This is a genomic window from Luteococcus struthionis (assembly GCF_048595755.1).
Lineage (GTDB): Bacteria > Actinomycetota > Actinomycetes > Propionibacteriales > Propionibacteriaceae > Luteococcus.
On record NZ_CP184360.1, the window covers coordinates 2729878 to 2751463 of the forward strand.

At 67.6% G+C, this 21586-nt stretch carries 19 protein-coding genes and 3 pseudogenes; 10 read left to right on the forward strand and 12 right to left on the reverse strand.

Annotation, left to right across the window (positions count from 1 at the left end; translation table 11 throughout):
• Positions 1–36: 36 nt before the first annotated feature.
• Positions 37–1413, forward strand: a pseudogene (gene sepH / locus ACOAMO_RS12720) (septation protein SepH); the annotation flags it as partial.
• A gap of 13 nt (positions 1414–1426) precedes the next feature.
• Here the strand turns inward: sepH and ACOAMO_RS12725 are convergent.
• Positions 1427–2461, reverse strand: a complete 1035-nt coding sequence (locus ACOAMO_RS12725; protein WP_420175129.1) for a PHP domain-containing protein — start codon at positions 2459–2461, stop codon at positions 1427–1429.
• 178 nt (positions 2462–2639) lie between these two features.
• Between ACOAMO_RS12725 and ACOAMO_RS12730 the strand changes: the two genes are divergently transcribed.
• From ACOAMO_RS12730 to ACOAMO_RS12750, 5 genes are all read left to right on the forward strand, one after another.
• A complete protein-coding gene (locus tag ACOAMO_RS12730) occupies positions 2640–3755 on the forward strand; it encodes a PucR family transcriptional regulator (protein ID WP_420177039.1) in 1116 nt (371 codons plus the stop codon).
• A gap of 171 nt (positions 3756–3926) precedes the next feature.
• Positions 3927–4868 (forward strand): ACP S-malonyltransferase, encoded by a 942-nt coding sequence (locus ACOAMO_RS12735; protein ID WP_420175130.1) that lies wholly within the window; start codon positions 3927–3929, stop codon positions 4866–4868.
• Position 4869: 1 nt separating this feature from the next.
• On the forward strand, positions 4870–5862 hold the full coding sequence (locus ACOAMO_RS12740) for a beta-ketoacyl-ACP synthase III (RefSeq protein WP_420175131.1): 993 nt from the start codon (positions 4870–4872) through the stop codon (positions 5860–5862).
• 58 nt (positions 5863–5920) lie between these two features.
• Positions 5921–6169: an acyl carrier protein gene (locus tag ACOAMO_RS12745; RefSeq protein ID WP_420177040.1), complete on the forward strand. Its 249-nt coding sequence runs from the start codon at positions 5921–5923 to the stop codon at positions 6167–6169.
• Between the two features lie 100 nt (positions 6170–6269).
• Entirely contained in the window at positions 6270–7526 is a 1257-nt protein-coding gene (locus tag ACOAMO_RS12750) for a beta-ketoacyl-[acyl-carrier-protein] synthase family protein (RefSeq protein ID WP_420175132.1), read from the forward strand.
• Between the two features lie 24 nt (positions 7527–7550).
• On the opposite strand, the gene ACOAMO_RS12755 is transcribed toward ACOAMO_RS12750, so the two are convergent.
• Positions 7551–8051 carry a DUF3145 domain-containing protein gene (locus tag ACOAMO_RS12755; protein ID WP_420175133.1) on the reverse strand — a complete coding sequence of 167 codons (501 nt, stop codon included), beginning with the start codon at positions 8049–8051 and terminating at the stop codon, positions 7551–7553.
• A 160-nt stretch (positions 8052–8211) separates the two neighbouring features.
• Between ACOAMO_RS12755 and ACOAMO_RS12760 the strand changes: the two genes are divergently transcribed.
• Positions 8212–10125 carry an alpha/beta hydrolase family protein gene (locus tag ACOAMO_RS12760; RefSeq protein ID WP_420175134.1) on the forward strand — a complete coding sequence of 638 codons (1914 nt, stop codon included), beginning with the start codon at positions 8212–8214 and terminating at the stop codon, positions 10123–10125.
• A gap of 141 nt (positions 10126–10266) precedes the next feature.
• On the opposite strand, the gene ACOAMO_RS12765 is transcribed toward ACOAMO_RS12760, so the two are convergent.
• Genes ACOAMO_RS12765 through ACOAMO_RS12785 form a run of 5 tightly spaced genes read right to left on the reverse strand, consistent with a single transcriptional unit; the run spans position 10267 to position 15225 of the window.
• Entirely contained in the window at positions 10267–11001 is a 735-nt protein-coding gene (locus tag ACOAMO_RS12765; protein ID WP_420175135.1) for a YggS family pyridoxal phosphate-dependent enzyme, read from the reverse strand.
• Between the two features lie 17 nt (positions 11002–11018).
• Entirely contained in the window at positions 11019–11984 is a 966-nt protein-coding gene (locus ACOAMO_RS12770) for a VWA domain-containing protein (protein ID WP_420177041.1), read from the reverse strand.
• Positions 11984–12958 carry a VWA domain-containing protein gene (locus tag ACOAMO_RS12775; RefSeq protein WP_420175136.1) on the reverse strand — a complete coding sequence of 325 codons (975 nt, stop codon included), beginning with the start codon at positions 12956–12958 and terminating at the stop codon, positions 11984–11986. The genes ACOAMO_RS12770 and ACOAMO_RS12775 overlap by 1 nt, the downstream gene beginning before the upstream one ends.
• Entirely contained in the window at positions 12955–14022 is a 1068-nt protein-coding gene (locus ACOAMO_RS12780) for a DUF58 domain-containing protein (RefSeq protein ID WP_420175137.1), read from the reverse strand. The genes ACOAMO_RS12775 and ACOAMO_RS12780 overlap by 4 nt, the downstream gene beginning before the upstream one ends.
• A gap of 3 nt (positions 14023–14025) precedes the next feature.
• Positions 14026–15225, reverse strand: coding sequence for an AAA family ATPase (locus tag ACOAMO_RS12785; RefSeq protein WP_420177042.1), 1200 nt, complete (start codon positions 15223–15225; stop codon positions 14026–14028).
• Positions 15226–15440: 215 nt separating this feature from the next.
• Here ACOAMO_RS12785 and ACOAMO_RS12790 point away from each other — a divergent pair, with 215 nt between their 5' ends.
• Both ACOAMO_RS12790 and ACOAMO_RS12795 read left to right on the forward strand, forming a co-directional pair.
• Positions 15441–16397, forward strand: coding sequence for a hypothetical protein (locus tag ACOAMO_RS12790; RefSeq protein WP_420175138.1), 957 nt, complete (start codon positions 15441–15443; stop codon positions 16395–16397).
• On the forward strand, positions 16397–17206 hold the full coding sequence (locus tag ACOAMO_RS12795; RefSeq protein ID WP_420175139.1) for an HAD family hydrolase: 810 nt from the start codon (positions 16397–16399) through the stop codon (positions 17204–17206). The genes ACOAMO_RS12790 and ACOAMO_RS12795 overlap by 1 nt, the downstream gene beginning before the upstream one ends.
• Here ACOAMO_RS12795 and ACOAMO_RS12800 read toward each other — a convergent pair.
• The 5 genes and pseudogenes from ACOAMO_RS12800 to ACOAMO_RS12820 form a co-directional block, all read right to left on the reverse strand.
• Entirely contained in the window at positions 17190–17414 is a 225-nt protein-coding gene (locus tag ACOAMO_RS12800) for an amphi-Trp domain-containing protein (protein ID WP_420175140.1), read from the reverse strand. The two genes, ACOAMO_RS12795 and ACOAMO_RS12800, sit on opposite strands and share 17 nt — an antisense overlap.
• A gap of 295 nt (positions 17415–17709) precedes the next feature.
• Complete coding sequence (locus tag ACOAMO_RS12805) at positions 17710–18153, reverse strand: hypothetical protein (RefSeq protein ID WP_420175141.1); 444 nt, start codon at positions 18151–18153, stop codon at positions 17710–17712.
• A pseudogene (locus tag ACOAMO_RS12810) lies at positions 18132–18611 on the reverse strand (RHS repeat-associated core domain-containing protein); the annotation flags it as partial. The pseudogene ACOAMO_RS12810 and the gene ACOAMO_RS12805, both read right to left, overlap by 22 nt.
• A gap of 700 nt (positions 18612–19311) precedes the next feature.
• Entirely contained in the window at positions 19312–19680 is a 369-nt protein-coding gene (locus ACOAMO_RS12815) for a hypothetical protein (protein ID WP_420175142.1), read from the reverse strand.
• A gap of 283 nt (positions 19681–19963) precedes the next feature.
• Positions 19964–20650 (reverse strand): annotated as a pseudogene (locus tag ACOAMO_RS12820) (IS3 family transposase); the annotation flags it as partial.
• 388 nt (positions 20651–21038) lie between these two features.
• On the opposite strand from ACOAMO_RS12820, the gene ACOAMO_RS12825 reads away from it, so the two are divergent.
• Positions 21039–21545, forward strand: coding sequence for a hypothetical protein (locus ACOAMO_RS12825; protein ID WP_420175143.1), 507 nt, complete (start codon positions 21039–21041; stop codon positions 21543–21545).
• Positions 21546–21586 lie beyond the last annotated feature (41 nt).

A 21586-nucleotide genomic window follows, 5' to 3' on the forward strand; every position in this document is an offset into this window, starting at 1 on the left:
AGCCCGCCAGCACGACGTTCAGCCAGCAGTGGAGAGAACATGACAAGCGCCCTCAGTCCTCGCGAAATCCAGACTCGTATCCGGTCGGGAGCCTCGCTCGAGGACGTGGCGCAGGAGTCCGGGATGCCCACCGAGAAGGTGGAGCCCTATGCCGCCCCGGTGCTGGCGGAGCGCGAACACGTGGCCCTGACCGCCCTGCAGTGTCCGGTGCGCCGACGCGGTGAGACCGGCTCGGTGCGTGCCATGCGCGCCGTGGTCGCCGAGAAGCTCGGCCCGCGAGCCGACGAGGTCACCTGGGATGCCTGGCGCAACCAGGACCGCCGCTGGACCGTGACCGCGACCCTCGAGGACGAGACCACCACGGCCCACTTCGTCTTCGACCCGCGTGCCCGCTTCAGCACCGCCCAGGACGACGCCGCCCGGGAACTGATCGGCGAGGTCACTGCCAACAGTCGCGTGGCGGTTGCGGAGTCCCCTGACGCAGAACCCACCATCGACCTGAACGACGAGCTCGCCCTGGTGCGCGCCACCCAGGCGACGCGCGGTTCGCTGCCCGGACAGCGCCCCCCGTTCGAAGCCGCCACCCCGGCACAGCTCGAGCCCGGGGCCGAGAGCGACGCGGACGCGGAATCCGCCACCGATGACTCGGAGGTGGACGACTACTCCCCCGCCGAGTTCGAGGAAGTCGACGGCGTCTACGACTTTGTGCCCAAGAACACCTCCGACATGGACGTGCTCTACGAGATGCTCAGCTCCTTCGCCGAGGACTCGGTGAACATCTACGCCGGGCTCGCCAATCCGGTCACCCAGGAACCCAGCGACGAGGAGCCTGAGCGCGACTCCACACCTGAGCCGCCCGCCACACCTGAACCCGTCACGAGCCCAGAGCCTGTCTCCACCCCAGAGCCTGTCTCCACCCCAGAGCCGGCCGCGCCTGCCCCTGCCGCGGCGGCTGAACAGCCCCCGGCCGTCGTCCACGAGGCGTCGGAGCCGGAGTCGACCCCCGAGCCAAGCTCGCAGCCCCAGCAGGACGAGGCCGCCGTCGAACAGGTCGAAGCTGTCACGGTGGTCGAGTCCCCCACCGTCGAGCCCAGCCCGGCAGAACCCGTCATCGAGAACGACGTGGTCGCCCAGGTTGCGCCGATCGCGGGCGGTGACACCCCGCCCGAGGGCACCCAGCCCCAGGACACCCAGCCCCAGGACACCCAGCCCCAGGATGAGGCCGTCGCCCAGGGCCCGGCCAGCCAGGAGGCTGGAGCCCAGACCCAGGCCAGCGAACCCGAATTGCCCGTGGACGTCCCCAAGGAGACCGCCACCCCGCGTCCCCGGCCCAAGCCACGTTCGCGCAAGAAGCGCGCCTCGATTCCCAGCTGGGACGAGATCATGTTCGGTGGCCCCACCAACCAGAAGTAGTCCCCGCCGGAACTCAGCGCGCGGCGTGCTCCAGCAGCCGCTCCACCGGCCAGGTGTTGATGATGCGTTCCGCGTCGATGCCCACGGCCTCGGCCCGAGCACACCCCAGCTGCAGGAAGTCCAGCTGACCGGGTGCGTGTGCGTCGGTGTCGATGCTGAACAGGCAGCCCATCTGATGTGCCAACTGCAAGAGCTCGTCGGGCGGGTCCTGACGTTCGGGGCGGGAGTTGATCTCCACCGCCACGCCAAACTGTCGGCAGGCCTCGAAGACCACCTCGGCATCGAAGTCCGATGGCGGCCGAGTGCCGCGCGCCCCCTCCACGAGGCGCCCGGTGCAGTGTCCCAGCACGGTGGTGTGCCGGTTAGCCACCGCCGCGACCATTCGGGCCGTCATCTCCTCACGGCCGCCCCGCAACCGCGAGTGCACCGAGGCGACCACGACGTCCAGCGCACCCAACACCTCGTCGCGCTGGTCGAGGCGTCCATCGTCCAGGATGTCCACCTCGATCCCCCGCAGGATCCGCACCGGTGAGTGCTGCTGCACCCGAGCAATCTCCTGCCACTGACTGCGCAGGCGCTCTTCGCTGAGGCCATTGGCCACCCACAGTCGGGGCGAGTGGTCGGTGATGGCGAGGTAGTCATGCCCCAGGCGGTGAGCGGTCTCCACCATCTCCGCAAGCGGCGATCCGCCATCCGACCAAGTGGTGTGACAGTGCAGGTCGCCCCGCAGGGAGGGGCGCAGGGACGAGACCGCCAGCGGCTCGGCCCCCTCGGCACGCAGTCGGCCAAGCCGTTCGGGAACCTGACCGGACAATGCCTCGCGAATCACCGATGCGATGCTGAGCCCCACCCCCGGCAGGGCCTCCCACTGGTCGGCCTCGCGCAACAAGGCCAGCTCCCGGGCGTCGAGGGCGGCCAGGGCGTCTGCTGCGCGTCGGTAGGCCTGCACCCGATGACTGCTGGCCCGGCCGCGCTCCAGCCAGAAGGCGATCTCACGCAGGCATTCCACCGGGCCCGGGCCGTCGGGGAGGTCGGGTGCATCGTTCACAGCTGCCAGACTAGGCTCTGCTGACACAGCCGGGTCGGCCGACACAGGAAAGGTGGTTCGCATGAGTGCGCACGTCGCCGCGGAGGACGCACCGGCCCCGGGGACCGGGCGGGCACTGGTTCCTGACGACGAGGAACGCCGCCAGCTCGTGCAACGCCTGTCCGCCACGACGGCCAGGATGACCACCGCCACGCTCGACGCCATGGACGAACGGCACCCCTGGTTCGGGGAACTCGACGCCGAGCACCGTTCCTGGATCACCGTCGTGGCGCGCGGCGGCATCGACGGCTTCGTGCAGTGGATGGCCGACGACCCAGAGGTGGCCTTCGACCCCGCCAATGTCTTCGCCGCCGCCCCACGCGCCCTGACCCGCAACATCACGCTCCACCAGACCGTCGACCTGATGCGCACCACCATCATGGTCGTGGAGGAACAGGTGCAACACCTTGCCCCGCCCGAGGACCGGATGGTGCTGCAGACCGCGATCGTGCACTACTCGCGCGAGGTCGCCTTTGCCGCAGCCGAGGTCTATGCCCGGGCAGCCGAGGTCCGCGGGGCCTGGGATGCCCGAATGGAGGCCCTGGTGGTCGACGCCATCGTCCGCGCCGAGGCCGACGAGTCCATGGTCTCGCGCGCCTCCACCTTGGGGTGGAATTCCGGAAGCAAGGTCTTCGTCGCGGTGGGCCGTGTGCACGAGGAGGGTGACGACGCGATCGCGCGGCTGCGGCGCCACGCCCGCAAGCTGGAACTCGACGTGCTCGCCGCAATCCAGGGCGACCGCCTGGTGCTGGTGGCCAGTGGCCCCAGTGTCACCGACGATTCCGCGGCCATCGCCGTGATCGAGGAACTCAGTGAGTTCTTCGGCGACGGCCACGTGGTCATCGGTCCCCTGGTGGACGACTTGGTGGAGGCGCCCCATTCGGCCCGGGCTGCCACCAGTGGCCTGCGGGCCTCCGATGCCTGGCCCGAGGGTGGCCGAGCCCTGCCGGCCGCCGAGCTGCTGCCCGAGCGGGTGCTGGCCGGCGACGGTCATGCCCGCCGGGCACTGGCCCGCGAGGTCTTCGACCCCTTGCGCGAGGCGGGTGGTGACCTGCTGGAGACCTGCGTCAGCTTCCTCGACCACGGCTGCTCGGTGGAGGCCACGGCCCGCGACCTGTTCGTGCACGCCAACACGGTGCGCTACCGGATCAAGCGGATCCAGGACGTCACCGGTTACTCCCCGATGGATGCGCGCGACGCCTACGTGTTGCGGTTGTCCATCACCCTGGGACGGCTGGCCCTCAGCCAACGCTGAGCCCTCCCTCACCCCCTACTTCCACGCGTGGTATTCACCGTCTCCCACAACGCGGGCCCCGTCGCTCGCGGGGGATTCCCACGCCGACTGTAGGAACCCCACAAAATCGACGGCCTACATTTCGTGGCGTCGTCAGCACCTTCGACAGGTCCGACGAGCGAGAGTGGACTCGTGCTTGCAATCGTTGCGCCAGGTCAAGGCGCCCAGACTCCCGGTTTCCTCGCCCCGTGGCTCGAGCTCCCCGGCTTCGCCGCGCATCTTGCCCGGCTGGGTGAGGTGGGCCAGCTGGACCTTGCTACCCACGGCACCACCTCCGATGCGGAGACCATCCGTGACACCGCCGTGGCCCAGCCCCTGCTGGTCGCCTCCGCGATCGCCACGGCCAGCGAGCTCCTGGGCGAGGCCGGCGCCGACAGCCGCGTCGGCGTGGTCGCCGGCCACAGCGTCGGCGAACTGGCCGCCGCAGCCATCGCGGGCTCCCTCACCGACGACGATGCCATGACCCTGGTTCGGGAACGAGGCCGCGCCATGGCCGAGGCCTCGGCCCTGCGCCCCACCTCGATGACCGCCGTCATCGGTGGTGACCGCGACGAAGTGCTCGCCGCCCTCGAGGAAGCCGGACTGACCCCGGCCAACAACAACGGCTCCGGCCAGATCGTCGCTGCCGGCACCGTGGAGCAGCTGGAGGCCTTCGCCGAGGCAGCACCCAAGCGCACCCGACTCTTCCCGCTCAGCGTCGCGGGGGCCTTCCACACCGTGCACATGGAGCCTGCCGTGGCCCACCTGCGCGAGACCGCCGAGGGCGTCACCCCGAGCAACCCCGCCGTGGCGCTGCTCAGCAATCGCGACGGGCAGGTCGTCAGCGATGGCGCCGACTACCTGGAACGGCTGATCAGCCAGGTGGCCAACCCGGTGCGCTGGGACCTGTGCATGGAGACCATGCGCGAGCAGGGCATCACCGGACTGCTGGAGCTCACCCCCGCGGGCACGCTGACCGGCATCGCCAAGCGCAACCTGAAGGGCGTGGCACTGTTCAACCTCAACACCCCGGACCAGCTCGACGAGGCGCGCGCCTTCGTCCAGGAGCACGCCGGCAGCGCGATGGGAGCCTGACATGGCCCAGATCAGTGTCCGCACCGGCGCCCCCTACGCACGTCTGCTCTCCACCGGCGCCTACCGCGGCTCCCGGGTGGTGGACAACGCCGAGATGTGCACCATGATCGACTCCAGCGACGAGTGGATCCAGCAGCGCACCGGCATCAGCCAGCGCCACTGGGCCACCGAGGACGAGACGGTGCGCAGCATGGCCGTCGCGGCGTGTCGTCAGGCCATCGAACGGGCCGGGCTGAGCGCCGCGGACATCGACACGATCATCCTGGCCACCGTCAGCAATTCGCAGCAGATGCCTTCCCTGGCCTCCTATGTCGCCCAGGACCTGGGCTGTACCGGCCCCGCGATGTTCGACATCTCTGCTGCCTGCGCCGGCTTCTGCTACGGCCTGGGCCTGGCCGATTCCCTCATCCGCACCGGCGCCGCGGGACATGTCCTGGTGGTCGGCGTCGAGAAGCTCACCGACACGCTCGACGCCCACGATCGCGGCACCGCCTTCCTCTTCAGCGACGGGGCCGGCGCAGTCGTGGTCGGGCCGTCCGAGGAGCCGGCCATCGGCCCCGTGGTCTGGGGCTCCGACCCCAGCCAGGCCGAGGTGCTCACCATCCAGAGCTGGCGCAACCTGCCCGAGGGGCAGGACCATCCCCACATCACCATGGAGGGCACCAAGGTTTTCCGGTGGGCCACCACCTTCATCGCGGACCGGGCTCGCGAGACCCTGGAGGCCGCCGGCCTTGCCCCCGAGGACCTGGACGTCTTCATCCCCCACCAGGCGAACAACCGCATCACCGACTCGATGCTGCGCCACCTCAAGCTGCCCAAGGACGTCGTGGTGAGCCGCGACATCATCCAGATGGGCAATTCGTCGGCGGCCTCCGTGCCGCTGGCACTCGACGCGATCCTGCAGTCCGGTGAGGCCACCAGCGGCCAGACCGCGCTGCTGATCGGCTTCGGCGCCGGTCTGGCCTTTGCCGGGCAGGTCGTCACCCTTCCCTGATCACGAGGCACGCCATCCCGGCGGCCTCGCCAGCACCACAACACAGAAACAGGAGGCCATCATGGCCAGCACCGAAGAGATCCGTACCGACCTTGCCGAGATCGTCAACGACGTGGCCGGCGTGGCCGTCGAGGACGTCCAGCTGGACAAGTCCTTCACCGATGACCTGGACGTCGACTCGCTGTCGATGGTCGAGATCATCTACGCCTGCGAGGAGAAGTTCGGCGTGTCCATCCCCGACGAGGACGCCAAGAACCTCAAGACCGTCGGTGACGCCGTCGCTTTCGTCGAGCGCGCCCAGGCCTGAGCCCACACTGACCGGCCGGGCGCGACGTGCGGGCACTGCCCCGTCGTGTCCGGCCCGGTTGCCTCACCCCTGAACTTCACCCACCACACTTGGAGAATCCATGACCACCGTTGTCATCACCGGTTTTGGCGCCTACACCCCGCTGGGCGAATCCGCCCCGAGCACCTGGCAGGCGATGCTCGACGGCGTCAGCGGAGCCCACACCCTCACCCAGGACTGGGCGGCCGAGCTGCCCGTCACCTTCGCCGCGCAGGCCGCCGGTGACCCTGCCAGCCACCTGGATCGGGTGGCGGCCCGCCGCCTGGACCGTTCCACCCAGATGGCTCTGGTCTCCGGCAAGGAGGCCTGGGAGGACGCCGGTTTCGTCTTCGGCGAGCAGAACGAGGGGCTCGACGAGGACCGCGTCGGTGTCAGCGTCGCCAGCGGCATCGGCGGCCTGAACTCGCTGCTGGACCAGTGGGACATCCAGAAGGAGAAGGGCCTGCGTCGCGTCAGCCCCTTCACCATCCCGATGCTCATCAGCAATGCCCCGGCGGCCAACCTTGGCCTCAAGATCAACGCCCGCGCCGGCATCCACACGCCGGTGAGCGCCTGTGCCTCGTCGAACGAGGCCATCAGCCTGGCCATCGACATGATCCGCCTGGGACGCGCCGACATCGTGATGGCCGGCGGCACCGAGGCAGTCATCCACCCGCTGCCGATCAATGCCTTTGCGCAGATGCAGGCCCTCAGCCGCCGCAATGATTCCCCCGAGACCGCCTCGCGGCCCTGGGACACGGGCCGCAACGGCTTCGTGATGGGTGAGGGCGCGGTCTGCATGGTGCTGGAGAGCCTGGAACACGCCCAGGCCCGTGGCGCCAAGATCTACGCCACCCTGGCTGGCGCCGGCATCAGCGCCGACAACCACGACATCGTCGAGCCCGATCCCTCGGGCCGAGGTCAGGCCGCCGCCATGACCCGCGCGCTCAAGGAGGCCGGCCTGCAGCCCGGTGACATCAAGCACGTCAATGCCCACGGCACCTCCACGCCGAAGGGCGACGTGACCGAGGCCAATTCGATCCGCACCGCCCTGGGCGATGCCGCCGACGACGTGATCGTGACCTCCACCAAGTCGATGACCGGTCACCTGCTGGGCGGCGCCGGCGCGATCGAGACCTTCGCCACGGCGATGACGCTCAACACCCGCACCGTGCCGGCCACCATCAACATCGAGGAGCTCGAGCCGGGCCTGCCGGTGGAGATTGCCACCACCCAGCGTGAACTGCCCGAGGGCGACCTGGCCGCCTTGAACAACTCCTTCGGTTTCGGCGGTCACAACGTGGCCATCGCCGTGACCAATCAGCACCAGAGCCGCTGACGGCTCCCGCTCCGGGAGGGCGGCTCAGACGGCCCGGTCCATCCACCGAACCGAGTCGCCCTCCCCGGCGTGACGAAAGGTCTCCAGCTCCTCGTCCCACGCGCGCCCCAACAGCAGTTCCAGTTCATCGGCCAGCGGGCTGCCATCCGTGGCGGCGCGAGCCATCGCGGCCCTGATGCGCTCCTCGGGCACCATCACGTCGCCGTGCAGATTGGTGCTCGCGTGGAAGATCCCCAGCCGCGGCGTGCAACTCCAGCGGTGGCCCTCGCCGTCGCTGCCGGGCTGCTCGGTGACCTCGAAGCGGATGCGCTGCCAGGCACGGAAGGCACTGGCCAGCCTCGCGCCGGTGCCCTCGGGGCCGCTCCAGGCCAGTTCACACCTGAGCTGACCGGGCAGCGCGGGCTGGGCCTTCCACGCCAGCTCGACGGGCACGCCAAGGACACCGCCGACCGCCCATTCGATGTGGGGGCACAGCGCCGACGGTGTCGAGTGGACCATCAACAGCCCACGGGTACTGCCACGCATCACATTCCTCCTGCCAAGGCCCCAGTCGTGCCTTCCCCTGCAGACTCGGGCGTGTGGAGGTCCGTGACGTCGCCTCGATTCTGCCCCAGGCGGCGACGAACTTCCAGACTCCCTCCGGTGCTGGCTCGCACCACCCGGGTGGCTGGGTAGGGTCGGGAACATGACGACGCGCACTCCCCTGCCCTGTGGCAGCTGGCCCTCGCCCATCACGATCGACGCCATGTTGGCCTCCGGCGTCGGCCTGCAGTCCGTCGGCGTCGACGGGCAGGACATCTACTGGTTGGAGAGCCGCCCGCAGGAGGACGGACGCACGACGCTGGTGCGGCTGCGCCGGGGGGAGCAGGAGGAGATCACCCCCGCGCCTGCCACCGTTCGCTCGCGGGTACAGGAATATGGCGGGGGCACCTGGCACGCCCAGGCCGGCGTGGTCGCCTGGTGCAATGACGACGATGGTGCCGTCCACGTCACCGTCGACGGCACCAGCCGGGCCATCACCGACGGAGATCGCACGGTACGCTTCGGCGGCCTGCGGGTGGATGCGGTGCGCCGTCTGGTGCTCGCGGTCCGTGAGGATCATCGCGCCGACGGTGAGCCGGTGAACACCCTCGTCGCGCTGCGGTTGGACGATGACAATGCCGACGGGGGGCTGGTGCTGGCCGAAGGCGCCGACTTCTATGCCCACCCCGAACTGTCCTCCACCGGCCGGCTGGCCTGGGTGGAGTGGGACCACCCCAACATGCCGTGGGACGAGACCAGGCTGATGGTGGGCAATCTCACCGAAACCGGCGTCGAGGACGCGCGGCTGGTGGCCGGTGGAGACCGAACCAGCGTGGTCCATCCGCGCTGGGTGGGTGACCAGCTCGTGCACCTGAGCGACGAGACCGGCTACTGGAATCCCTGGCTGCTGGCCGATGGCGAGCGTCGTCAGCTGGTGAGCCTGGCGGCCGACTTCTGTCGTCCCCTGTGGGTGCAGGGAAATGACATGTACGCCGTGACCGACGACGGGCACCTGGTGATGTTCTGCTACCAGGACGCACGCGCCCGGGTGCTGCGGGTCTCGCTCGATGGGGAGCACGACTTCCTGTCACAGACCTTCGCCGACGTCGACACGATCGCGGCCGGTGCGGCAGGAATCGTGCTCAACGTCGACCACGCCGATCGGCACGCCCAGATCCTGCGGCTGGACGGGGCCCAGCTCACCAGCATCCGTGAAGCCAGCGACGAGCAACCCGACCCCGGTTTCGTCTCGGTGCCCGAATCGATCTGGTTCGACGCGGGCCACGGGCAGACCCAGGCCTGGTACTACCCGCCCACCAATGCCCACCACGAACCCACGGTCGGGGAGCTGCCGCCGGTGATCGTCAACACCCACGGCGGCCCCACCGCGATGGCCCCGGGCGTCTACCGCAGCGACTTCCAGTTCTGGACCTCGCGCGGTTTCGGGGTGCTCGACGTGAACTACTCCGGCTCGGCGGGCTTCGGCCGCGAATACCGCGACCGGCTGCGGGAAAACTGGGGCGTGGCCGACGTCGACGACGCGGTCGGTGCGGTCCGGGCCGTGATCGAGCGGGGCCTGGCCGATCCGCGACGCGTGGCGATCCAGGGCGGCTCGGCGGGTGGCTACACCACCCTTCAGGCCCTGGTCAGCTCCGACGTCTTCGCGGCGGGCATCAGCCGCTACGGCATCGGTGACCTTGAGACGCTGGTCACCGACACCCACAAGTTCGAGGCTCGCTATCCCTTCGGCCTGGTGGGGCCCTGGCCCGAGCAGAAGGCCCGCTACGAGGAGCGCTCCCCCATCCACCATGTCGAGCGGCTCTCCAGCCCGATGCTCATCCTGCAGGGCCTCGACGACAAGGTGGTGCCGCCCAGCCAGGCCGAGGCGATGGCCGAGGCGGTGCGGGCCAAGCAGCTTCCCCTTGCCCTGTTGATGTTCGAGGGCGAAGGGCACGGCTTCCGCAAGCAGGCCACCCGTCGCGCGGTAGTGGAGGCCCAGTTGAGCTTCTTCAGCCAGCTCTTCGGCTTCACCCCGGCCGACGAGGTGCCCCGGCTCACCGTCGAGAACCTGGTCTGAGGCCCCCTCGACAGGCTCGGGGAACGGGTTGGGACCAGCTCGGGGAACGGTTTTTTGGGGGGCCGCCCGAGCCTGTCGAGGGCCCATCCCGCCGCCCGAGCCTGTCGAGGGCCGATCCCGCCGCCCGAGCTTGTCGAGGGCTCAGTCGGCCGTGCCGTAGTCGCGGGCGCCGAAGATGGCAGTGCCCACGCGAACGCAGGTGGAGCCGTGGGCGATGGCCAGCTCCAGGTCGCCCGACATGCCCATGCTCAGCTCGCTCCACGACGACCCGAGCGCCAGTGCGTCGCGCAGCTCGCGCTGCAGCTGCACCAGTCGGTCGAAACAGGCGCCCACCTGCTGCTGGTCGGCCTTGATCGCCACCGTCATCAGCCCGCGCACGTCCAGGGCGTCACAGGCCGCCAGCTGGCGGGCCAGGCCCATGACCTCATCGGGAGCCACGCCATGCTTCTGCGGTTCCCCGGAGGTGTTCACCTGGATCAGCACCGGCAGACGTCGCCCCAAGGGCTGCAGCCTGCGATCGAGCGCCTCGGCGATGCGCAGTGAGTCGAGCGCCTGGAACTCGTCGGCCAGCTCGGCGACCACCTTGGCCTTGTTGGTCTGCAGGTGGCCGATCATCGAGAATCCGAAGTCGTCGTCCTCGTCCCGCTCGGCACATTTGCGCTGCAGTTCCTGCACCTTGTTCTCACCGAAGAGGCGGTGGCCGTGCGCCGCGGCCTCGCGCACCAATTCGATGGGATGGGTCTTGCTCACCGGGAGCAGACGGACCTCGCTGCGGTCACGCCCCGCCGCGGCGCAGGCGGCAGCCAGCCGCTGCTCAACCGCCTGGAGCCGTGCGCCCAGCGCGGACCGATCCTCGGGACTGTTCGTGATCGCCATGGAATGACTCAACCACATCAGGGCCAGCGAGCACCCAGCGAGATCACTCCCAGCGAGGCGAGGATGGCGAACAACAGCGCCAGACCCGCGTACTTGTCGGTGACCTCGGTGTAGACCTTCTCGTAGCCCACCGACTGGGCAATGGTCTTGTAGACCGCCTCCAACTCGTCCTTGCTGGCCGCAGCGAACTTCTTGCCACCCGAATTGCGGGCCACCGCGGCCAGCTCGGCATGGTTGACCGGCACCGGCTGGCGCTGCCCACTCTCCACCACGAAGCCCGTGGCAGTGCCGTAGGCGATGGAATAGACCGGCACCTGCTGCTTCTTGGACTGCTCGGCGGCCACCAGCGACGAACGCCCGATGTTGGTGGCCCCGTCGGAGAGCAGGACGATGGCCGCCGGCGCTGTCTCCTTGGGACGGTCCTTGTCCGGCGGCACCAGCTTGAGCGAGTCGAGCGAGGTGTAGATGCCCTCACCGATGGCGGTCGACGGAGCGACCTCCAGGTTCTGGATGGCCCGGTCCACCGCGCCGCGGTCGGTGGTGGGCGGCACGACGATCTGTGCGGTGGCGGCGAAACTCACCAGCGAGACGTTGAAGCGTTCGGGCAGCTGACGTGTGAAGGCTTGGGCGGCGGCCTGGGCGGCAGCCAGCCGGTTGGGCTTGACGTCGGTGGCCACCATCGAGCGTGACACGTCGACGGCGATCACCACTGTCGCGCGGTCCCTGGGCACATGGGTGTAGGCCTTCGGCATGGCCCAGGCCACCACCAATGAGGCCAGGGAGGCCAGTGCCAGCGCCACCGCGCCGTGCCGCTTCCAAGCAGCATCCTTGGGGATCACCAGGTCGAGCCGGGTACGCCGACGCCCCGGCGTGGGACGGAAGCGGCCGTTGAGCAGCAGGTAGAGCAATCCGATGGCGGGGACCAGCAGCAGGAACCACAACCGTTCCGGACGCATGAACTCGGTGAGCATCATCACCAGCATCACGGCCACCTCGCAGCCATCGACACCGCGCCGAGCGCGGCGACCGTCGCGAAGGCCAGTGCGTAGAGGGCGTACTGGGCGGTGCGTTCCTTGCGCACTTCCTCGTAACCCACCTGGCTCTTCACGTCCTTGTAGACATCCTTCAGTTCGTCGGCCGAATCCGCGCCCCAGGACTCACCGCCGGTCATCTGGGCGACCTTCTTCAGCGCGGCGGAATCCGGGGGCACGCGCTCGCGCTTGCCGTCCAGGTCCACGTAGCCCGTGGACTTGCCGTAGGCGATGGTGTGCACCGGAACCTTGGCCGTTCGGGCCGTGGCCGCCGCAGACATCGGATCGGTGCCAGTCGTGCTGGTGCCGTCGCTGAGCATCACCACCAGACCGGGGGCCGGCTTCTCGTCGTCGCCCTTGGGGGCCTGCTCGATGGCCTTCAGGCTGATGGTGATCGCATCGCCGATGGCGGTGCCGTCCTGCAACTCGATTCCCTCGATGGCGCGCATCGTGGCGGCACGGTCGATGCTGGGTGGCATCCGCACCGACGGGTTGCCGCTCAACGCGACGATCGAGACGTTGAAGCCCTCCGGCAGCGTGGCGATGAAGTCCTTGGCCGCCTGCTTGGCGGCGTCGAGCCGGTTGGGCTTCACGTCGGTGGCCTGCATCGACTGCGAGGAGTCGATCACCACCACGACGGTGGCCCGTTCACGCGGCACCCGCTCGATGCCCATCGGCCGGGCCCAGGCCAGGGCCAGGGAGACCAGCGCACACAGGCTCATGGCGACCGCCACGTGCCGACGCCACTGCGACTGGCGCGGCAGCACTGCGCCCAGCACGCCAGTGTTGGTGTAGCGGATGCCGGTGCGCCCCTTCAGGCGCAGGGCCAGCAGATAGGCGATCACCAGCAACGGCAGCACCAGCAGCGACCACAACCGCTCCGGGCTCTTGAACTCCGGCAGCGCCAGCAACAGGTCCGGGGTCATCGGCTCACCCCCTGCGGAGGCTGGTGCAGCATCGAGGCGGTGCGGCGGTAGGCCAGCACGAAGCGGGCGATGTCCTGCACCCAGTCACGGTCGGTGCGCAGCTGGATGTGCCCGACGCCGGCCCGCCGCAGGGCGATCCGGATCCGTTCCCGTTGCGCCGCCGAGGCGGCATCCATCCGGGCCCGGGCCGCGGGATCGGAGGTGTTCACATAGCGTGCGAAGTCGCTCTCGGGGTCCTTGATCAACATCTCGCCCACGTCGGGGAATTCCACCTCGTGGCTGTCGACCACCTCGATGCACAGCACCTGGTTGCGCACCGCCAACCGACGCAGCGCACGCTCCCAGTCGGGCTCCACATTCGGATCGAGTTCCGAATCACCGGGGGTGAGGAAGTCACTGACCACCACACGCATCCCACGACGTCGCTGGGTTCGCACCAACTGCTCGATGCCCTTGGCCAGAGTCATGTCGCCGGGCGCCCGGTCGGGGACGATCGGTTCGTCGAGCATCTTGCGCAGCAGCCCGTAGAGCGCTGTGCGCCCGCTGCTGGCCGGCAACCGCTTCACCTGGTCCTGGCGCATGATCATTCCGCCGAAGCGGTCGCCCATCTTCTGGCTGAGGAAGCCGATGGTGGCGATTGCGGCGATGCCGAGGTCTCGCTTGGTGATGCCCTCGGTGCCCCAGTTCATGCTGGGAGTGACGTCGAGCAGCGCCCACACCTCGAGTTCTCGATCGGCGATGGTGTCGCGCACATGCGGGACGGTGGTGCGAGCGGTGACAGCCCAGTCCATCTTGCGCACGTCGTCCTGGCCGGGTTGGTAGACCCGGGCATCGTGGGCGTCGGCGCCGGGGCCGGGCAGCAGTCCCGTGTGGTCACCGTGCAGGAAGCCCTCCAACCGTCGCACGATGGTCAGCTCGAGCCGACGCAACGCCTGCTCCGGCGCCAGCCGGTTCAGGGGCAGGGTCGCGCCCGCCGGCGGCGTCAGCACGCTGCGCGCAGCGCCGACGTCGGGCGAGTACCCGGCCGGCACGCCGGGCGGGGCGAAGGAGGGCGGCTGGGTCATGGATCAGTTCTGCTGCGGATCGTACGGATTGGCCGGCGGCTGGGGCTGCGCGCCCTGGGAGCCCTGCGGCGGCTGGGACTGGGGCTGCGGGGGCGGGAAATCCGGCGCCTCCGGGGCCGGCTGCGGGGCTGGCGCCTCGGCACTTGGCTCGGGCCGCACCGAGTGTTGTTCGTGCTGCTGCTGGCGGGTCTGCTCATTCCACACCGGGGTGGGTGGCGGCACCATGGCCAGGATGCGCTCAACCACCTGGCTCGTGGAAATGTTGTCGGCCACCGCGTCGAAGCCGAGCACCAGGCGGTGGGCCATCACGTCGGGCGCCACGGCCTGCACGTCGGTGGGAAGCACGTAGTCGCGGCCGTGGATCAGGGCCAGTGCCCGAGCGGCCGAGACCAGCCCCAACGTGGCGCGCGGGGAACAGCCGATCTGGATGACACTGGTCAGGTCTGGCATCCCGAATTCCGCGGGGGTGCGGGTGGCCAGCACCAGCCGCACGATGTACTCGGCGACCAGGTTGTGCACGAAGACATTGCTGGCCATCTCCTGCAGGGCCAACACCTTCTGGGGGTCCAGGATGTTGACCGGCTCCGGTGGGGTCACCGACATCCGGCGCAGGATCTCGAATTCCTCGTTGCCGCGCGGGTAGGGCACGTCCACCTTGAGCAGGAAGCGGTCACGCTGTGCCTCGGGCAGCGGGTAGACGCCCTCGGACTCCACCGGGTTCTGGGTGGCGATCACGATGAAGGGCTTGGGCGCCGGGTAGGTGACGCCGCCGATGGAGACCTGCTTCTCGGCCATCAGCTCGAGCATGGCCGACTGCACCTTGGCGGGCGCACGGTTGATCTCGTCGGCCAGCACGAAGTTCACGAAGACCGGGCCGAGCTCGATGTCGAAGCTCTCCTTCGAGGCCGAGTAGATGCGGGTACCGACGATGTCGGAGGGAACCAGGTCTGGCGTGAACTGCACACGCGCGAACTCGCCGCCCACCACCGTCGCGAAGGAGCGCACGGCGAGGGTCTTGGCGACACCGGGCACGCCCTCCAGCAAGATGTGGCCCTTGGCGAGCAGGCCCACCATCAGCTGTTCCACCATGTGTTCCTGCCCGACGATCACGCGCTGCACCTGCGCGATGGCCTCCCCCAGCAGGCTGGCAGCTTCCTTGATGGTGGTCGGCGTGCTCTCGTGCGGCGTCGACGCGGGTGGCACGGGCGCGGACTCCGGGGTGCTGCTCACGTGAATGTCTCCTGGCTGTGCTGCGAGATTCGGGCTGCCAGTCACGATACCTCGCACCCAAGACAGTTCCGTCGGACCAACCGGCGCAACGCGTGCCGCGGCGAGCCCGACGGTTGAGACGGCGAGAGTTGAACCGTGCCGACTGTCGAACCATGCCGAGTCTTGGGCAATGTGGTGAGATGGTCCCGATGTCCAGCTCAGCCAGGCCCCCGCAAGGGCAGTACGCCGCTCCCCTGCTGCCCTCAGATCCGCCGCGGGTGGGTCCCTTCTGGCTGGATGCCCGCCTGGTGGCAGGACCGCCTGGTGTCACCTACCTGGCCCACGGACTCGACGCCAAGGGGCAACAGCGGCAGGTGATGCTGCTGATGCTGGCCCAGGGCGCGGCCGCCGACGCGGCCTCCCGCGAACGGCTGGCCGGCGAGGTCAACAAGCTACACATCGACACCGTCGTGGCCCGGGGCGGCCAGGGGCAAGACCAGGGACGCCTGGGCCACCGCTTCGTCGCCCAAGACGACCACCCCGCCAGCCCGGACGGCATGCCGCAGGCCCCATGGGTGGCGCTCGCCCACGACGGCAGCCCGGCAGCCCTCGCCGAAGCGGAACGCCTGCTGCGCAGCGTCGACCTGTCCACCGCCACACCGCTAGGTGACCCGGCGGGCCCCGACTACCGACTCCACTGGATCGACGACAGTGCCCCGGCGCCCACGCGCGCCTGGCCCCTGCCGTGGCCGGGCCGCCCAGACCGCGCCGGCTGGATGTCGATCGCGGTGAGCTGGCTGCTCACCATCCTCCTGTCGGCCCTGGCCCTGTTGATCGCCGTGCTGCTCTTCCAGAACCAGCCGCCGGCGCCACCGCCTCCGCCCATCCCGACCACGCCGCCGCCGTCGGACTCCTCGCAGTCGCCGCCGCCGAGCCAGTCGCAGACGCCTCCCCCGAGCCAGTCGCAGAGTCCTTCCGCCAGCCAGTCGGCCAGCCCCAGTCAGGACAGCGGTTCGCCCACGCCCTCGAGCGGCTCTCCGTCGCCGAGCCAGAGCGGCTCGGGTGAACCGACCAGACCGTCGGACAGCCCGTCGATGGAATCCCCCATGCCCTCGGGCAGCGCCTCGGGAGAGGCCGGCAGCCCCACCCCCAACCGGAGGTTGTGATGTTGCCCTCCTTGGTGGCCACCGATCTGGACGGGACCTTCTTGTCCACTAACGGACATCCCAGCCAGCGCAATGTCCGGGCCGTGCTGCACGCCGCCGAACGAGCCGTTCCCGTCGTGGTCGCCACCGGGCGACCCGCGCGCTGGCTGCAGTGTCTGGATCCCGTACGGCCTGCCCACCCCTGGGTGCTGGCGAGCAATGGTGCCGTGGTCTATGACCTGGCCGAGGATCGGATCGTGCACAGCTATCCGGTGCCGGCCGACGAATGCCTGGACGTCGCACTTGCCATGCGCCGACGCTGCGAGGACATCCACTTCGGCGTCGAGTACGGCATCGGCTGGGGCCGGGAGCCCGGTTGCCCGCTGCGCGGGGATCGCGTCGAGGCCGACCTGGTGGGTCCCTTGGAGCTGCTGGTCACCCGGCCCTTCGTGAAGCTCTTGGTCAGCTCGACCGTCCACAGCAGCGACGAGCTGGCCGAGATGTTGTTGGAGCTGTGCACTGATCGGCTCACCTGCACGTGGTCCATCGGCGGCCCCATCGGCCTGCTGGAGGTCTCCGCCCTGGGCGTCACCAAGGCACACACCCTGCAACTGGTGGCCGAGGAGCTCGGCGTGCCGCTGGCCGACGCGGTGGCCTTCGGGGACATGCCCAATGACCTGGCCATGCTGCACGCGGTCGGTCACGGCTATGCCATGGCCGATGCCCACCCCCTGCTGGTGCAGGCCGGCTTCCGCCGGGCCCCCGGCCACGACGAGTCCGGCGTCGGCCAGGTGCTGGAGGAATTGCTGGGCATCACCAGCTCAGAGTGATCTCCAACTCGTTCTTGCCCTGCTCCACCTCGAGCTCGACCTCGAGCTCCACCTGCTTGGCCACCGGGATCGAGACCTCCCGATCACCATGCAGGACACGCACCTCGTTGTGGCGCGACAGGTCGTCGGCGATCCGGCGCAGCTGTTCGGCTGCCTGCTCGCGGGTCAGGGTCTGGGTGGTCTCGTGTTCGTACAGTTCGTCGCCCATGCAGCCATCCCACCCGGCGCCGCGGCAGGCGTCAAGGCTGCAGGTCCCAGATTCGGGGCGGGTCCGTGGTGGACCTACGAAGGGAATTAGACAACTTCGGCCCGGCCGCCCGATGGCCTCCAGCTCGACGTGCCGATCATCAGCCAAGGGGGGACCCACGCCAAGGGCTTGACCAAGCAAACCCAGCCGAGCCCTTGGCATGATCCACTACCGACCTAGTTATCGGCACAAGCCGGTCCTTCTACTCCACCAGCTCCCTCGCGGCGTCGAGGCCCTTCACCAACATCCTAAGCATCTAGGGGCCTGCAAAGCCTGCCCGGCGGTTGATCGCCGATTCATGCCCGAGGGAGACATTGATCAGAAACAGCGAGTAGGTAATCAAAACAACTTCCAATACCTGGTTGACCGAACTCGGGTGAAAGTTCGAGATACCTATCCCAGTCATTATAGCGATGATGATCAAAGAGAGGACGGCAAACCTCTTCTGATAGTGTTTCGTGCAATCGATCTCCTGCGCCAAATCACCTTGAAGAAAAGGAGGTCGCCTCAATCGGCGGCTAGCTTGCCATAGAGGAAACCCTGCCGCCAATGCGGACGGAATTGCTTCCCTGACCCCTCCATTAAGAACAAGGCCAAGGATCGCCATGCCTTGGACTCCCACGCCGAAAAGTACAGCCAGAGAGATCATCCTGTCGATAGGCACCGTTGTGCGCTCGGCTACGGTCGGAAATTCATCCATTGTCTTCCTGCCTTTTCTGCAATTGGACCTAGCCAGATACCTGCAGCAGCACCAACAGCCGCCTGGGCTGCGTCCGTTTGAGATCCACCCGCCAACAGCGTCATACCATAGGCCCCTGCCGCTGCACCACCTGTTGCCCCCACGCCGCATGCGATAGAGGCTCCGCACGCACCTCTAATGAATCCGCCAGCGACAGTTCCCGCCGCTCCGCCAGCGATCGCTGACAACCAGCTCAGCCCTGTGACGTCAACGTTGCTGATGGGGTTGGCTGCTGCGTAGAGGTAGGGGTTTTGTTCTTGACCGCTCGGGTCGGCGGTGGTGAAGCGTGCGATCGACGGGTCGTACCAACGCGCTCCCATGCGGATGAGGCCGGTGGAGAAGTCGCGGGGCAGTCCGGCATACATGAGGATGTTGGCTTTGGCCTCGTCGCTCCAGCGGAAGTAGTCGCGTGGTTGGCCGTAGGGGTCGTAGCGGTAGGATGAAGCGCCCCAGGTTCTCTGCCGCTTTCATACGGGTTGGGGCTCTCTGAATGCTCTCTGGGGGATTACGGGCGGCCTGCTCGAAGACCGTGGCTTGCCGCGGGACAGTCTGACCCTAACCAGCACATCCGACCGGTCCACTGCCACTGACGGGCCCGTCGACGCAGATAGGCCCCGCCGCATACGGCTGCGGGCCGCCATCACGATGATGGCGGCCCTCACCCCGTTCTATAAGTTCCTTTTTGTCATCCAGACCATCAGAATCAGGATCCAGACCACGATCCCCGCTAAGAGGTATAGGCGTAAGGTTTCATCTATCACACCACCTTCATAAAGTCCTATGACTACCGCCAAGGGCGAGGCAATCAAAATGAATGTCAGGCGAGCTTCCTTTTTTGACATCTTCTCTCACTTCGCTACCGGGAACCTAAACGCTTTCTTCGATTAAGCGCACTCGCTTACTAAAGGGGATAACCTCCCAAAGCCCCAAACGCTGCGCCTTGCAGAACTTCACCAGCAATATCTCTCGAGGAGTAGCCCCGCGCGAGGCCAATGTGCAGCCCTGCCGCAGCCCCAGTTACCATTCCCACTCCCATGTAGCAGCCAGCAACCGCCGCGCCCGCAGCGAGACAAAACCCCTTGGTTCATCTGAGCGCGTGCGAGATTGTCTGAATCCCCATCATTCTCCCCGTCGACTCTCGATAGTCAGAATTCCAAACGAAATCATCGCTGGAACCAGCCCGATGGCGACTACATACAATACTGCCCGTTCACCCCTAGGATCTAGACCTATCCGAGACGCACCTGTTGCGATGAGCCCAGCACTGAGGGCTAGGCCCAACCAGAGGTACCTTCGCACAACTTCGACCCCGATATCGAAGTGGGCCTGCGACGGGTTCTTCACGAGACGAATAGAATGCGCCAAGGGCATGGCGTATAGGAGCAGACCAAAAAACCACTCGTTGATAGGCGTCATTACCGCGAGGCAAATCCCAAGCGCAAGCCCAAGGAAGGTCAGCGCCCTCATGATGGTGATGTAGGTCTTCATTTAACCTCCGACGCTCCGCATGGCGGAGAACTTCTCGCCTGCGCGTACTCCAAGCTCTCCGGCGATGTATCCCACTGCGGCGCCTCCGGCGGCTTGTGCGGATTCACTCAAGGATCCACCCGTCATACCTGTTGCCGCGAAGGTGGCCGCCGTCGTGACTAGGAGACCACCTGCATGGCAGTAGAGCATCGCCCCACATGCACCACGGGCGAATCCTCCAACGAGGCTACCAAAACCAGCGCCCGCCAATGTGGATGTCCATCCGAGACCACGGTTTGGTGGCTCAGGCGGTGAGCCTGGGTCGATGGTAGTGCAGGTCTTCGGCCTGCATCGGGCTCAGGTCGTCGAGTGCCTCGTGGGGACGGATCGTATTGTAGAAGTCGACCCAGCGCAGGGTCTCCAGCTCGACGTGCTCGACGTTGCGCCAGGGGCCTTCGGGCCGGATCAACTCGGCCTTGAACAGCCCGATCGTGGACTCAGCCAGGGCATTGTCGTAGGGGTCGTGGTTCGACCCGACCGACGGATCGACCCCGGCCTCGACCAACCGCTGGGTGACGGCAAAACTGACGTACTGCGACCCGGCGTCGGTGTGGTGCACCAGCCCCATGAAGCTGGTGATGCCTTGCTGCTTGCGCGACCACAGGGCCTGCTCCAACGCGTCAAGGACCAGGTCGGTGGTCATGCGGGTAGCGGCGCGCCAGCCCACGATCTGGCGGCTGAACACGTCGATCACGAACGCGACATAGACCATTCCCGACCACGTCGGGACATAGGAGAAGTCCGTGACCCACAACCGGTTCGGCCGAGCAGCCCAGAACCCGCGGTCCACCAGGTCAGCCGTCCGCGGTGTCCCGTCCGAGGGCATGGGCTTGAACCTGCCCCGACGCGTTGCTCCTTGCCAGCCCTGGGCGCGGTAGAGCCGTTCGATGGTGCAGCGGGCCACGTCATGGCCTTGTGAGCGCACCGGCAGGAGTTCGGGCGATGAGGGCCGAGCGGCTTCATCTCCTTAAGATCTCGAGGGAGCGAATATCATGAAGACCACAACGAAGTTGTCCCGAGTGACCATTGCCGCTTTCCTGCTGTCGGGGATCACGGCAACTGCTGGCGCAGGTGAGGCCAGAGCGGAGGATCCCCAGACGTACTATGTGGTTCAGACGAACTTCACGTCGAGTTCGACATGTGAGAGCTACTGGCGCACCTTCATCAACAAGGACGGGAACTGGGGCCGGTACGACAGGCACACGTGTCTCAAGAACTCGGCAGGTAGATGGACGCTCACGGCCTACTACCGAGTCTCGGGGAGCGGTGGGGGGAGTTGGAGTGTTACTCCTCTGCTGCCTTCGGCATAATCTGGCGCCATGAACAGCCCGTACTCGTCGGTCCCGCGGGGGAGCAGCGTCGTGGTGCTGGGCTGTCTGGTGGAGGATGAGGAAGGGCTCTGGCTGTCCTACCCCGTCGATCCGAGTGGCGGGGTAGGACGTTCCTACGGCGCGGTCTTGACTTCTATTGCTGATGGTGATTTGGCACGCCAAATGGCTTCCGCGGGATTGATGGTTGTCACAGGTCGGTGGGATGGGGAGCTCATCCGGGTGACCAATTTTGACCGAGTTTCCCAAGACTGGGCAGAAAAATATCTTGGTGTTGCAGGGGATGGACTCACCCCTGAGGAGGCGTTCCGCTTGGTCACTAGTATTCCAGCAGAGCTAGAGTCAAGCATTAACGCGATTGAGCATTGCCATCCAGGGGGATACACCCGCAAGATCAGGGTCTCGGTCACACTGCTCTCACCACAGTGGGATCAATGGCGCGCCACGGTTGATCCGTGGGTGGAGATCACGCCCATCATGCATGTGCTCGCACAGTGACCGGCTCTTCGCAAATGAGGGTGTAGGTGGGGTGAACAGCG